Origin of the sequence: Luteimonas soli (assembly GCF_042648865.1) — a bacterium.
Taxonomy (GTDB): Bacteria; Pseudomonadota; Gammaproteobacteria; order Xanthomonadales; family Xanthomonadaceae; genus Luteimonas; species Luteimonas soli.
Genome location: NZ_JBHRYA010000007.1, coordinates 935,630 through 948,887, shown reverse-complemented (window position 1 = coordinate 948,887; position 13,258 = coordinate 935,630). Strand labels below are relative to the sequence as shown.

The window sequence follows — 13,258 nt, the reverse complement described above, 5'->3', positions numbered from 1 at the left end:
TGGCCCGCCATGCCCTACGCCACCCAGCAGGACCTGGTCGATCGCTTCGGCGAGACCGAGGTCATCCAGCTCAGCGATCGCGCCAACACCGGCGCGATCGACGTGGACGTGGTGGCGGCCAAGCTCGGCGACGCCGAGGCCGAGATCAACAGCTACCTGGTCGGCCGCTACACGCTGCCGCTCAATCCGGTCCCGGCCGCGCTGCAGCGCGTCGCCTGCGACATCGCCAGGTACCACCTGTTCGACGACCGCCCGACCGAGTACGTCGCCCAGCGCTACAAGGACGCGATCCGCTTCCTGGAGCTGGTGGCCAAGGGCAGCGTGCAGCTGGGCACCGACCCCGAGGGCAATGCGCCGCCGAGCGCGGCCGGCGCGCCGGAGTATTCCGCGCGCGAGCCGGTGTTCAACCGCGACAAGCTCAAGGACTTCACCGGATGAGCATCGCCAGCGTCGAGCAGCACATCATCGACACGGCCAAGGCCCGCTTCGGCAACCGTTTGAAGGCCGTTGAAAGCCTGCCCGCGGACTGGGACGAAGACACCTTCCGCCGCATCCTGCGCCTGGCGCCCGGCCTGTTCGTGGTGTTCGGCGGCGGCCCGCGCGACACCACCGTCGACGACGGCCTGGTGATCAACGCCAGGTGGGGGCTGATGGCAGTCACCGCGCACGCCAGCGGGGAGTTGGCGCAGCGCCACGGCGACAGCCGCGAGATCGGCGCCTACGAAATCATCGAGATCTGCACCCAGCTGTTCCACCAGCACGTGGTGCCAGGGGAGGACCAGATGCTCTGCACCGACGTGCAGAACCTGTTCAGCGGCGCGGTCGAGAAACAGGGCGCATCGCTGTACGGCGCCGAGTTCGAGCTGCGCATGTCGATCGCGCCGGACGAAACCGGCGGCGCCACGCTCGACGACTTCAAGACCTTCAACGACAAGTTCGACCTGGCGCCGGCCGATGGCCAGGCCGAGGCCGAAGACCACGTGGAGCTGCCGCAATGACCACCGACTACTCGTACATCGTCCCGAAGCCCGGCTTGCGCGTGCGCATCCCTGGCACCCGCGACGCGCTGCCGGCCGAAGGCGCCGGCATCCGCATGACCGGCTACTGGTGGCGCCGCATCCAGGACGGCGACGTGTCGTTCGGCAAGGCGCCACGCCCCGCACCCGCCAAGTCCACCAAGCGTGCCGCCGCCAGCGGCGCCCAGGAGTAACCGATGACCATCAGCTTCAACGCCATCCCGATCGACATCCGCACGCCGGGCCAGTACATCGAGTTCGACAACTCGCGCGCCCTGCGCGGGCTGCCGGCCGTCGCGCACAAGGTCCTGGTCATCGGCCAGCGCCTGGCCACCGGCAACGTCGATGCCGGCGTGCCCACGCGGATCCTCTCCGCCGCCCAGGCCGAGGCCGCGTTCGGCGCCGGCTCGATGCTTGCCGCGATGCTGGCGGCGTTCAAGGCCGCCAACGGCACCAGCGACGTGACCGCGATCGCGCTCGACGACCTGGGCGCCGGCGCCGCGGCCGCGGGCAGCGTGGCGTTCACCGGCCCGGCCACGGCCGCCGGCACGCTCAACCTGTACATCGGCGGCGTGCGCGTGCAGGTCGGCGTGACCGCGGCGATGACCGCTGCGCAGCTGGCCACCGCCACGGCCGCGGCGATCAACGCCGCCACGCACCTGCCGGTGACCGCCGAGGTCAACGGCAGCGACACCTCGCTGGTGGACATCACCGCCCGCCACAAGGGCGAGAGCGGCAACGGCATCGACCTGCGCGCCAACTACGCCCTGGGCGAGCTGCTGCCGGCCGGCATCGGCGCCACCTTCGTGGCGATGTCCGGCGGCACCGGCAACCCGGACATCGCCACCGCGATCGCGGCGATGGCCGACACGCAGTACGCCACCGTGGTGGTCGCCTACAACGACGCCACCAACCTGGCCGCGATCGAGGCCGAGCTCGCCGACCGCTGGGGGCCGATGGTGCAGCTGGAGGGCCATGCCTTCGCCGCGGTCTCGGGCACGCACGCCGCGCTGGTCACCCTGGGCGACGCGCGCAACAGCCCGCACCTGACCCTGGTCGCCGCCGGCAAGTCGCCGACGCCGGCGTGGATCTGGGCTGCGGTCTGTGGCGCGGTCGACGCGGCCGAGCCGGATCCCGCGCGCCCGCGCCAGACGCTGCCGCTGCCGGGCCTGCTCGCGCCCGCCTCGGCCGACCGCTTCACCCGCGAAGAGCGCGACCTGCTGCTGCACGACGGCATCGCCACCACTACCGTGGACGCCGGCGACGTGGTGCGCGTGGAGCGCTTCATCACCACGTACCAGGAGAGCGCCACCGGCGAGGCCGATGTCAGCTACCTGGACATCGAGACCGTGCGCACGCTGGCCTACCTGCGCGCCACGCTGCGCGCCCGCATCGCGCTGCGCTACCCGCGCCACAAGCTGGCCGACGACGGCACGCTGTTCGCGCCTGGCCAGGCGGTGGCCACGCCCAAGCTGATCAAGGCCGAGATCCTGCACCTGTTTCGGGAGTGGGAAGGCGCCGGCCTGGTCGAGGGCTTCGAGCAGTTCAAGGCCGACCTGATCGTCGAACGCAACGCCACCGATGCCAACCGCATCGACGCGCTGATCCCGCCCAACGTGGTCAACCAGCTGCGCATCTTCGCTGGCCTGATCCAGTTCCGCCTGTAAGGAGCCCCCATGTCCACCACGCGCCGCCTCGGCAAAGTCACCATCAAGCTCGGCAGCAGCCGCCTGGAATCGATGCCGGGCGCCACGCTCGACGTCGGCGGCGAAACCGCCACCACCGTCATCGGCAGCAACGAGATCCTCGGGCCGTCGTCCGCGCCCAAGCAGTCGGTGCTCAACTGCACCGTCAGCCACGGCACGCAGACGGGCGTCGGCGACTTCAAGGCTGGCCAGCTGATCAGCTACGTGTTCGAGACCGACACCGGCCAGGTGTACGCCTGCGGCAACGCCTGGCTGACCAACCCGCCGGTGCTGGGCAACGAGGGCTGGTCGCTGGTCTACGAAGGCATCCCGTGCGAGGAGGTGCGCTGATGGGCCAGGACAAGGCCGTGGGCACCGGCACGCTGCGCAAGGGCCTGAAGGTCGGCGACGCCACGCACAAGGAGTTCGAGCTGCGCCAGTGCACGGCGGCCGACTATTTCGCCGCCGAGGCCTCGGGCGCGGATTCGAGCAAGAGCATCACGTTCCAGGCTGCCCTGGTCGCGCAGCAGCTGGTGCGCATCGGCGAGTTCACCGGGCCGTTCACCGTGGCGATGCTCGGCCGCCTGCACCCGTCCGACCTCAACCAGATGGTCGCCGCCCGCGCGGAGCTCGAAGCCGAGGGGGAAGAACAGCAGCCCGGCTGAAGCCGCGCCTGGACGCCGTGCTGCTCATCGCAATGAAAACCGGATGGTCGCGGCGCGAGATTCGCGACCTTCCTGTTTCCGAGTTCAACCACTACCTGCAGACCATCGTTGACGCCACCACCAAATGAGTAGCTCTCTCGCCCTTGCCGCCCGCCTCACGCTCAACCCCCAGGGTTGGACGGGTGGCTTGGCGGACGCTCAGCGCCGCACGCGCTCGTTCAAGGGCGCGGTGGTGCGCGAGATGGGGGAGCTGCAGAACTTCCTCACCAGCACCGGCGCCAAGCTGGCCAGCTTCGGCGCCGGGTTCGCGGTGGGTGCGGAGATCGTCAAGTCGGCGAACCTCGACAAGACCCTGACCCGCATCGGCCAGACCGCCGGCGCCACCCAGCAGCAGGTGCGCGGCCTGCGCGGCGAGCTCTTCGGCATGGCGGGGCAGACCGGCCGCGCCACCGACGACCTGACCGCGGGCTTCGATGTCCTGGTGCAGTCCGGCCTGCAGTGGGGCGAGGCGCGCGCGACCTTGGGCGGGATCAACAAGGCGATGGCGGTCACCGGCGCGCAGGCTGACACGCTGGCTGGTTCCCTGGGCGTGGCCAGCACCGCGTTCGACTTCGACCTGGCCAAGCCGCGCATGGCGCTGGACCTGCTCGACAAGATGACCGTCGCCGGTCGCCTGGGCAACGCCGAGCTGGAGAACCTGGGCAGCATCTTCGCGCGCGTGGGTGTCAACGCGCAGGGCGCCGGTTTCAGCTTCGACCAGACGCTGGCGTTCATCGAAGGCCTGTCGATGATCGAGCGCCAGCCCGAGCGCCTGGCCACGCTGGCCGACAGCACCATCCGGCTGTTCACCAACGCCCGCTACATGGCCGCCGCGCAGAAGGCCACGGGCGTGCGCTTCTTCGACAACAAGACCGGCGCGCGCCGCGACCCGCTGGAAACGCTGGCCGACCTGAAGAAGATCATGGACGGCATGAAGACCGACGCCCAGCGCGAAGGCTTCCTGTCCAAGGCGTTCGGCAATGCGGACCTGGACACCATCAAGGGCCTGCGCACGCTGCTGTCGGGCGACTCGCTATCGAAGGTCGTGCGCTTCACCAGCGAGATCGGCGGCGCCAGCGGCACCATCGAACGCGACCTGCCGGCGGCGATCGCCAACGCCGTCGACCAGACCGGCCGCCTCAAAGCCCGTTTGAAGGACGCTGCAGACGCGTTCGCGCAGCCGATCAACGACGTCTACACCAAGGTGCTGGCCAAGGCCCTGGGCGACGGCAGCGAGGGCAGCGGCCTGAGCAACGCCGGGCTGATCGGCACGGGCGTGGCCACGGTGGCCGGCGGCTACGTGCTCAAGCGTGTCCTGGGCGGCCTGGCCGGCCGCCTGCTCAGTGGCGCGGGCAGCCTGGCCGGCGGCGTGGCGATGGGCACCGCGCTGGAGAAAGCCGGCGCCGCGACGCCGGTGTTCATCGTCGGCGCCGCGCCTGGTCTGCTGGGCGGCGGCGCCGGCGGCCTGTTGCCTGGCGCTGCAGGGGGCGCTGCTGGCGGCGTGGCGCGGCGCGTGGGGACGGGCGCGATTCTCCGCGCCGCCGCCGGCACCGTGGGCGTGGGCACGCTCGCCACGATGGGCACTGGCGGCGCCGCGATGACGGCCGGCGGCGTCGGCGTCGCGGGCGCCGCCGGCTGGGGCATCGGTACGCTGATCAGCAAGGGCCTGCAGGCGTACCTGCCGCGCGTGGACAACTCGATCGGCGCCATCGTGGCCAAGGGTTTCCTGCCTGCGCTGCCGGAGATCGTCAACAACGCGATCGCCGGCGCCAAGGACATCAAACAACAGCTGATCGTCGACGTGAACGTCAACGACAACCTCACCACCGTGCGCACGCGCACCGTGGGCAAGGACTTCGTCAACGTCCGCAGCGGTTCATCGTCAACCTATCGCACCGGCCGGGCGATGGCGGACCGCGGGGGTGATGCGTGAGCTGGCGCGACCAACTGCGCCGGGCCAGCTTCCGCGGCGTCGAGTTCCACACCGTCAGCGACAGCGCCACCTTCGGCCGGCGCACGGTGCTGCACGAGTTCCCGTTCCGCGATCTGCCCTACAGCGAGGACCTCGGCCGCAAGGCGCGCGAGATCCGCATCGTCGGCTTCGTCCTGGGCGACGACTACCTGACCACGCTGGACAGCCTGATCGCCGCGATCGAGCAGGCTGGCCCCGGCAAGCTGGTGCACCCGAAGTACGGCGAGCTCACCGTCAGCATCAGCGGCAGCGGTGTCACGGTCGAGCAGACCGATACCGAAGGCGGAATGGCGCGCATCAACTTCGCCTGCATCGAGAGCGGCGAGGCGCGGTTTCCTGCTTCGCAGGTCGCCACCCAGGACGTCCTCAAGGCGGTCGCCGATGACGGCAAGCGCACCGCGATCGCGGGGTTCCTGTCGCGCTTCAGCCTGGACAACCTGCCCGCGTGGGCGCAGGAGCTGTCGATCAACCGTGCGCGCGCATTCCTCGACCAGGTGCGCAATGTCATCGGCCCGATCGCTGGCGTCGCCAGCGGCCGGGGCAGCGTGCTCGGCCTGCTCGATGCGCTGTCGCCCGACCTGGGCAGCCTGCTGCGCAACGGCATGGCATTCACCAACGAGATCGGCAACCTGGTCGACACCATGCGCATCGGCCTGGACGGCCGCACGGCCGTGCGGGTGTTCGGTGGCTTGGCCAGCATTGGCCAGGGCGAGGCGCCGCTGCCCTTGACCACGGCAACGCGGCGGCGTGATGCGCAATGCCGCGCCGCTTTGATTCCCTACCTGCAGGCCAGCGTGGCGATCGAGCGCGCTCGCGCCGTGGCCGACATCGAGTTCACCGACTACGAAGATGCCGTCGCGGTGCGCGACAGCGTGGTGGCACAGATCGATACCGTCGCCGACACCACGACCGACGACCGCGTGTTCGACGCGCTGAGCGCGCTGCGCGCTGCCGTCGTGCGCGACATCGCGGCGCGCGGGGCCGATCTCGCCCGCCTGGTCGCGGTGACGCCAGTCACCACACTGCCGGCGCTGGTGCTTGCTCACCGGCTTTACCAGGACGCGACGCTCGAAGCGGACATCCTGGCGCGCAATCGCATCGTGCATCCAGGCTTCGTGCCGGCGGGCCATGCGCTGGAGGTGCCGGTCAATGGCTGACCTGCAGCTCATCGTCGCCGGCCGCGCGCACGCCGGCTGGAACCGCATCCGGGTCCATCGTGGCCTGGAGGAGATCGCCGGCACCTTCGACCTCGGAGTGGCCGAGCGCTGGTCGGCCACCGTGCCGCCGCTGGAGGTGCGCGCGCAGGACGCCTGCGCCGTGCGCGTGGACGGCCAGACGCTGATCACCGGCCACATCGATCGCGCCGCGATCAGCTACGACGCGCACAACCACGGCAACACGGTGTCCGGCCGCGATGCCACCGGCGACCTGGTCGACTGCGCGGCCGAGCACGGCAAGGGCGAATGGCGCAATGCGTCCATCGCCCAGATCGCGCGCGACTTGTGCAAGCCGTTCGGGATCCAGGTCTCGGTCGCCGGCGACGTGGGCGCACCCTTCGACCGTTACGCCATCGAGCCAGGGGAGACCGCGTTCGATTGCATCGAGCGCGCGGCGCGCCAGCGTGGCGTGCGTCTGCTCAGCGATGGCCGCGGCGGGCTGGTCGTCGGCGTCACGCCCGCGGCCCAGGCCGGCGTTTCGCTGGTCGAGGGCGAAAACCTGCTCAGCTGCGAGGTGGCCAACGACGCGTCGCAGCGGTTCAGCAAGTACCGGGTCATCGGCCAGCGCAGCGGCGACGACGACACCAATGGCGCGAGCGCGGCGCAGATCAAGGCCACGGCCGACGACGCCGGCGTGGTGCGCTACCGGCCGCAGGTTGTCCTGGTCGAAGACCAGGGCGACATCGCCAGCTTCCAGAAGCGGGCCAGGTGGGAAGCCAGCGTGCGCGCCGCGCGCGCCCTGACGGCCACCGTGCGCGTGCAGGGCTGGTCCAATGGTAGCGGCCTGTGGGCGCCCAACCAGCTGGTGCGCCTGGCCGCGCCGACCGCGCGCATCGATCGCGAGCTGCTGGTGCGCGACGTCGACCTGGTCGTCGACCAGAGCGGCACGTTCGCCGAGCTGGTGCTGACGCCGCCCGATGCCTACACCCTGCTGCCGATCGCCGACCGCAAGAACGCGCCGCGGCGTCGCGGGCGCAAGCGGGCCGACAAGTCGGACGATGTCTTCTCCGTAGGCGGTGACGCGTGAGCGGGCTGGCCACGGTGCAGCGGCGCGTCGGCCTGATCGTCAGCCGCGCCATCATCAAGCTGGTCAACGACGCCGCCAAACTGCAGGGCGTGCAGGTCGTGCTGCTCGATGGCGAGGCACGCGCCGAGGTCGAGCGCTTCCAGCAGTACGGCTTCACCAGCGTGCCGCTGGCCGACTGCGAAGCGATCGCGCTGGCCGTGGGCGGCTCGCGCAGCCACATGGTGGTGGTGGCCACCGACGACCGCCGCTATCGCCGCGTCGACCTCAAGCCCGGCGAGACCTGCATCTACAACCAGCACGGCGACCGCGTGCACGTCCGCGAGGACGGCACCATCGACGTGGTGGCCAGCAGCAAGGTCTACGTCGACGCGCCCGAGACCAAGTGCACCGGCAACCTGCACGTGCAGGGCGACATCACCTGCGACGGCGACGTGTCCGACCACTCGGGTTCGATGCAGGAAATGCGCGACACGTACAACGCGCACACGCATCCGGGCGTGCAGAGCGGTGCCGGCAGCACCCAGGCGCCCGCGCAGGAGATGTCCTGATGGACCTGCGCACCCGGATCTCTGCCGATGGGTTGACTGCCGACTGGCTGCTGGGCGGCATGCAGCTGGCCGTCGACGACGGCCTGGAGACCGCCATCACGCTGAGCCTGTTTACCGATCGCCTCGCCGACGCCGGCGATGTACTGCCGGCCGGCAGCGAGCACCGTCGCGGTTGGTGGGGCGACAGCTTCGCCGAGTTCGACGGCGACCTGATCGGTTCGCGGCTCTGGCTGCTGGCGCGCGAGAAACAACTGCCCGTCGTGCTGCAGCGCGCCCGCGACTACGCGCGCGAATCCCTGCGCTGGCTGGTCGACGACGGCATCGCCCGCAACGTCGAGGCCGACGCGCAGTTCGTGGGCCTGGGCGTGCTTGCACTGACCGTCACGGTGGAGCGCGCCGTCGCCGGCCCGGTCCGCTTCCGGTTCGAGATCTTCTGGGGCACTGAAAATGCCGTTTAACCGTCCTTCGCTGTCCGCCATCATCGACCGGGTCAGTGCCGACATCGAGTCGCGCCTGCCTGGTGCCGATGCGCGCTTGCGCCGGAGCAATCTGGCGGTGCTGGCGCGCGCACAGGCCGGCGGCATGCATGGCCTGTACGGATACGTCGACAACGTCGCCCGGCAGGTGATGCCGGACACGGCCGAGGCCGAGGTGCTGGAGCGGCACGCCTCGATCTGGGGGCTCGCCCGCAAGGGTGCGGATGCGGCGATGGGCAGCGTGGTGTTCACCGGCGCCAGCGGGATGATCATCCCCGCGGGCGTGCTGCTGCAGCGTGCCGATGGCGTGGAGTACGAAACCAGCGCTGCCGGCACGATCACCGCGGGCACCGCAACCCTGTCCGTGATCGCGCGGACGCCGGGCGAAGCCGGCAACGCAACCGCCGGCACGCGCCTGGCGCTTGCCGCGCAGATCATCGGGGTGTCCAGTGCCGCCACCGTGGCCGCTGGCGGGCTGAGCCGCGGAACCGATGTCGAGGCCGACGCCGCATTGCGTGCGCGTGTCCTGGCGCGCATCCAGCAGCCGCCTCACGGTGGCGCCGACTTCGACTATGCGGGCTGGGCGCTGGAAGTGCCTGGCGTGACGCGCGTGTGGGTGTCGCCGCTGGAGATGGGTGCCGGCACGGTGACCGTACGCTTCGTTCGCGACGGCGATGCCGGCATCCTGCCCGACAGCGCCGAAGTCGCTGCGGTGCAGGCCTACATCGACGCTCGCCGGCCGGTGACCGCCGAGGTGTTCGTGGTCGCGCCGGTTGCGCTGCCGGTCAACATCACCCTGTCTGCCGAACCGGACTCCGCGGAGGTGCGCGCGGCGATCGAAGCCGAACTGGCCGATGTCTTCCTGCGCGAGTCGGTGCCCGGTGGCACCTTGCTGTTCAGCCACCTCAACGAAGCGGTGTCGCTGGCCAGCGGCGAGCACGACCACACCATCACCGTGCCCGCCGGCGATGTCGTCGCCGACACGGGCGAAATGCCGACGCTCGGGACGATCTCATGGGCCTGACCGCAGCCGCCTATCGCGAGCAGCTGCAGGCACTGCTGCCGCAGGGCCGGGCGTGGTCGCGTTCGCCCGACGCGACGGTGACCCACTACCTGGACGCGGCGGCCGAAGAGTACGCCCGCGTGCACGCGCGCGCCGACGCCCTGGTCGACGAGTCGATCCCGACCAGCACCAACGAGATGCTTGTCGACTGGGAAGGCGTGGCCGGCCTGCCTGACAACTGCAGCGGCACGTTGCGCGACACGCTGCAGGGGCGGCGTGCGGACCTGGTGTCGAAGCTGGTGAGCAGCGGCGGCCAGTCGCGGGAGTACTACACCCGTGTCGCGGCCTCGCTTGGGTTCGAGGTCGAGATCGAGGAGTTCAAACCATTCCGCGCGGGGCGTTCGGTGGCCGGCGACCGCGTGAGCAACGGCGACTGGAAGTTCACCTGGCGCGTGCGCAGCGCCGAAGTGACGGTGACGCATTTCCGGGCCGGCCGCTCGGCCGCCGGCGAGCCCATCGCTCGCTGGGGCAATGACGCTTTGGAATGCCGCATCCAGGGCGTGAAGCCCGCACACACGCAGCTTCAGTTCGCCTACGGCGGGCTGCTCGGCGGCGGTGCCCTGCTCCTGGAGCAGGGCGGCCCCGTATTGAACCAGGACGGGACCAGCATTCTTCTTCGAGACCCATCGACATGACAGACGATATCTCTCCCATCAACGGCAAGGCGCTCCGGGCGATGGAGTTCGTCGAGGACGCCGACGGCCTTGAGGTCTACGGGGTCAAGAACGGCCGGGACTACCGCGCCATCGTGGGTGCGCCAGGCGGCGTGGCCACGCACGACGACCTGAAAACGATCGAGCTGGCGCAGGCCTCCGGCTCGATCGGCTTTGCAACCAAGGCTGCCCTGGATGCCGACCTGGCCCATGCCGCTGGCGCGCTGGCGGTTGTGACCAACGACAGCACCGCGACCAACAACGGCACGTACCGCAAGACCGGAGCCAGTGGCAGCGGGTCCTGGGTGCAGTCGGCCGACCGGGTGACAGTGCTGGAAGGCAACCTGGGCACGCTGGCCGACGCCGACGCCACGCTGGCCCGCGACCTGCAGGCGGCCGAAGTGAGCCTGGGTACGCGAATTGCGCAACGCGGCACGCGGCCGCTGTCGCAGCACACTTCGCAGCCCGACGTTGTGTTCGCCATCACCGACGAAGCGGACCAGGTTGGGTTCGGGCTGACCCGGCGCGGGTCGATGCTGGTACCTGGCGGCGAGGAAGCACGGCTCAGCGAATCCAACAGCGAGCGATTGGCCTGGGGGGTGGTCGACGCCGATGGCCGCCTGGGCTTCGGCGTCACGCGTGCCGGCGGCGTGGTCTCGGCTGCTGGTCGCGAGGGACCGTTGAGCGCGACCAACAATCTCGATCTGGCCTACGCGGTTACGGACGAAGACGGCAACGTGGCGTTCGGCATCAAAGTCGATGGCACGCTGGTGGGGAAGTTCCCGGGTGTCGAGGCTCCGATTGCCGGCACGGTCTATGAAAGCTCCGGCGATATCTTCCTCGTTCAGGGCGGTGCAGCTGCCAGGCAGCTGACCGAGACCGGCGATAACTCGCATCCGGCCATTGCGGGTGCGAAGGTCCGATATCTGTCGTCGCGGCGGCGCGGCTTGGTCGCCGAGTACCAGGTGGATGCTGCAGGGCTCGTTGAGCAACGCGCCTATGCCGATCTCGCGCTGTACGAGCAGGTCCTGATCACCGGCCAGAGCCTCGCCCAGGGCGGCGCCAATGCGGCGATCACCACTGTGCCTCCGTACCCGGCCAACGCGTTCAAGTTCAGCAACGGGCCCATCGGATCCGATAACGAGGACATCGTTTCCACGATCGCACCGCTGGCCGAGTCGGTTTACGAGACCATCTCGACCGGCTTCGCGCGCAAGCTGCTCTCGTTCGCCCTCGATCGCGTGTTGCTGGTCTCCGGGCAGGCCTACGGCGGCGCCAGCTACGACGACATCAAGAAGGGCGGTAACTACACGACCTACGCGGACAACATCCAGCAGGTGGCCTATGGCGCTGCGCTCGATGGCCGCGCGGCGGTGCGGGCGCTGTTCCTGATCCACGGCGAAGCCGATGCCTACAACACCGGTTACGCCGCCGATCTCGAGGAGCTGCTCGCGGACTTCTCCGCCGACATCGCCGCCACCAACGGCCAGGTTGAGCCGGTCGTGCTGCTGCTCTGCCAAACGTCGTCGGCTTCCGGCTACACCAACGATGCCAACCGAGACACGTTCGTCTCGCCGTTCCAGCAGCTGCTCGCATCGGAATCGAACCCGCGCATCTTCCTGGTCGGCCCGAAGTACCACCTGGGCTACGTCGACCACGCCCACATCGACGCGGTTTCCGAGCGCCTGCATGGCGAGTACTACGCCAAGGTCTACCGGCGTGTTGTGATCGAGGGCCTCGATTGGAGGCCGGTCAGTCCCAGCAACATCGCGCTCGACGGCAGCGACGTAGTGATCGATTTCAACGTGCCGGTGGGGCCGCTGGTTCTCGACACCGACCTGGTCGTTGACCCCGGTAACTACGGCTTTGTCCTGAAGGACGCCGGCGCGGTCGTGATCGAGTCGGTGGCGTTGACTGGAGACTCCCAGGTCACCGTCTCGCTGAGCGCCGCGCCGCCAGCGGACGCAGTGCTCAGCTATGCGATCCACAACGGCACCAACGGCAGCTCCGGCCACATCGACGGGTCTCGCGGCTGCCTGCGCGATTCCGATCCCGACAGTTCCGTTTACACCGGCGCCGCGCTTTACAACTGGTGCGTCGCCTTCAAGCACATCTTCTGAGGAGCCAACATGGGCAAGATCATCCGTCTCGACACCAAGTTCACCGGCGCCAATATGCCGAAGCTGGTCGACTACGACTACTCCGCGCTGGAGGCCGAGATCCTCAGCTATCCGACGTTGCGTGGTTTCTTCGATGCATCGGATGTCGTGGTAAGCGGCTCCAGCATCATGCAGATCAACGACCGATCCGGAAACGATCGGCACTTCGTGCAGGCCAATACGGAATTGGCGCCTGTCGTCTCGTCGGTCAACGGCGTGCCGAGTGCTTACTTCGATGGTTCCAGGGAGATGCTGTCCTCGGGCCTGTTCTCGGGAAAGAACGAGCAGTCGGTCAACATGTTCCTGCATGCACCCGGCTCCTGGAGCGGCTCGTGCATCGTGCTCTCCGATCGTCTGTCGGCGGACCAGAACTTCTACATCGCGCCGACGGCCGTGGCTGCATTGGACGCCGGGGCAACCCTGGCCATCGCTTCGATCAAGACGAAGCTGATCAACTATATGTGCGGGTTCAACATCGACGACGGCACCGCGGTGCTCTACGGAGATGGATCCTCGGATATCGGCACGGTCGGCGGGGTCGCCGCGCCTTCCGGCGATGCCAACCTGGGCAGGTGGACCGACAGCCAGGCGGGCAACAAGTACGTCGGCCACCTCGGGCACCTCGCGGTGTTCGATGAAGACCTGAGCAAGAACGCGTACCTGCGATCGCTGCTCGACGAGTACGCCGCCAGCAAGTACCGCATGAGCAGCTGGTCCGCCTGACCCATCACGAGAGAA

Annotated in this window: 15 protein-coding genes; all 15 read left to right on the top strand. The window is 69.3% G+C overall.

Translation table 11 applies throughout. The features are described from left to right. The first annotated feature begins 9 nt into the window (after nucleotides 1-9). The 15 genes from ACFONC_RS11660 (at nucleotide 10) to ACFONC_RS11590 (ending at nucleotide 13,243) form a co-directional block, all read left to right on the top strand. Complete coding sequence (locus ACFONC_RS11660) at nucleotides 10-438, top strand: gp436 family protein (RefSeq protein WP_386744226.1); 429 nt, start codon at nucleotides 10-12, stop codon at nucleotides 436-438. Further along, a complete protein-coding gene (locus ACFONC_RS11655; RefSeq protein WP_386744224.1) occupies nucleotides 435-998 on the top strand; it encodes a phage protein Gp37 in 564 nt (187 codons plus the stop codon). Before ACFONC_RS11660 ends, ACFONC_RS11655 begins: the two co-directional genes overlap by 4 nt. After that, nucleotides 995-1,210, top strand: a complete 216-nt coding sequence (locus ACFONC_RS11650) for a DUF2635 domain-containing protein (RefSeq protein ID WP_386744222.1) — start codon at nucleotides 995-997, stop codon at nucleotides 1,208-1,210. Before ACFONC_RS11655 ends, ACFONC_RS11650 begins: the two co-directional genes overlap by 4 nt. Nucleotides 1,211-1,213: 3 nt before the next feature. Further along, nucleotides 1,214-2,683: a phage tail sheath subtilisin-like domain-containing protein gene (locus tag ACFONC_RS11645; RefSeq protein ID WP_386744220.1), complete on the top strand. Its 1,470-nt coding sequence runs from the start codon at nucleotides 1,214-1,216 to the stop codon at nucleotides 2,681-2,683. Between the two features lie 9 nt (nucleotides 2,684-2,692). After that, nucleotides 2,693-3,052, top strand: coding sequence for a phage tail tube protein (locus ACFONC_RS11640; RefSeq protein ID WP_386744218.1), 360 nt, complete (start codon nucleotides 2,693-2,695; stop codon nucleotides 3,050-3,052). Further along, nucleotides 3,052-3,366 carry a phage tail assembly protein gene (locus tag ACFONC_RS11635; RefSeq protein ID WP_386744216.1) on the top strand — a complete coding sequence of 105 codons (315 nt, stop codon included), beginning with the start codon at nucleotides 3,052-3,054 and terminating at the stop codon, nucleotides 3,364-3,366. Before ACFONC_RS11640 ends, ACFONC_RS11635 begins: the two co-directional genes overlap by 1 nt. A 187-nt stretch (nucleotides 3,367-3,553) precedes the next feature. Further along, nucleotides 3,554-5,338 carry a phage tail tape measure protein gene (locus tag ACFONC_RS11630; RefSeq protein WP_386744214.1) on the top strand — a complete coding sequence of 595 codons (1,785 nt, stop codon included), beginning with the start codon at nucleotides 3,554-3,556 and terminating at the stop codon, nucleotides 5,336-5,338. Beyond that, nucleotides 5,335-6,534 carry a DNA circularization protein gene (locus ACFONC_RS11625; RefSeq protein WP_386744212.1) on the top strand — a complete coding sequence of 400 codons (1,200 nt, stop codon included), beginning with the start codon at nucleotides 5,335-5,337 and terminating at the stop codon, nucleotides 6,532-6,534. The genes ACFONC_RS11630 and ACFONC_RS11625 overlap by 4 nt, the downstream gene beginning before the upstream one ends. After that, complete coding sequence (locus ACFONC_RS11620; RefSeq protein WP_386744210.1) at nucleotides 6,527-7,621, top strand: phage baseplate assembly protein; 1,095 nt, start codon at nucleotides 6,527-6,529, stop codon at nucleotides 7,619-7,621. Before ACFONC_RS11625 ends, ACFONC_RS11620 begins: the two co-directional genes overlap by 8 nt. After that, nucleotides 7,618-8,169 (top strand): phage baseplate assembly protein V, encoded by a 552-nt coding sequence (locus tag ACFONC_RS11615; RefSeq protein WP_386744208.1) that lies wholly within the window; start codon nucleotides 7,618-7,620, stop codon nucleotides 8,167-8,169. The genes ACFONC_RS11620 and ACFONC_RS11615 overlap by 4 nt, the downstream gene beginning before the upstream one ends. Beyond that, nucleotides 8,169-8,627: a phage GP46 family protein gene (locus ACFONC_RS11610; RefSeq protein ID WP_386744206.1), complete on the top strand. Its 459-nt coding sequence runs from the start codon at nucleotides 8,169-8,171 to the stop codon at nucleotides 8,625-8,627. Before ACFONC_RS11615 ends, ACFONC_RS11610 begins: the two co-directional genes overlap by 1 nt. Next, the gene (locus ACFONC_RS11605) at nucleotides 8,617-9,669 is read left to right on the top strand and encodes a baseplate J/gp47 family protein (RefSeq protein ID WP_386744204.1); all 1,053 of its coding nucleotides are present in this window, start codon (nucleotides 8,617-8,619) and stop codon (nucleotides 9,667-9,669) included. The genes ACFONC_RS11610 and ACFONC_RS11605 overlap by 11 nt, the downstream gene beginning before the upstream one ends. After that, nucleotides 9,660-10,343: a YmfQ family protein gene (locus ACFONC_RS11600; RefSeq protein ID WP_386744202.1), complete on the top strand. Its 684-nt coding sequence runs from the start codon at nucleotides 9,660-9,662 to the stop codon at nucleotides 10,341-10,343. Before ACFONC_RS11605 ends, ACFONC_RS11600 begins: the two co-directional genes overlap by 10 nt. Then, entirely contained in the window at nucleotides 10,340-12,481 is a 2,142-nt protein-coding gene (locus ACFONC_RS11595; RefSeq protein ID WP_386744200.1) for a hypothetical protein, read from the top strand. The genes ACFONC_RS11600 and ACFONC_RS11595 overlap by 4 nt, the downstream gene beginning before the upstream one ends. A 9-nt stretch (nucleotides 12,482-12,490) precedes the next feature. Further along, nucleotides 12,491-13,243 carry a hypothetical protein gene (locus tag ACFONC_RS11590; RefSeq protein ID WP_386744198.1) on the top strand — a complete coding sequence of 251 codons (753 nt, stop codon included), beginning with the start codon at nucleotides 12,491-12,493 and terminating at the stop codon, nucleotides 13,241-13,243. Nucleotides 13,244-13,258: the final 15 nt, after the last annotated feature.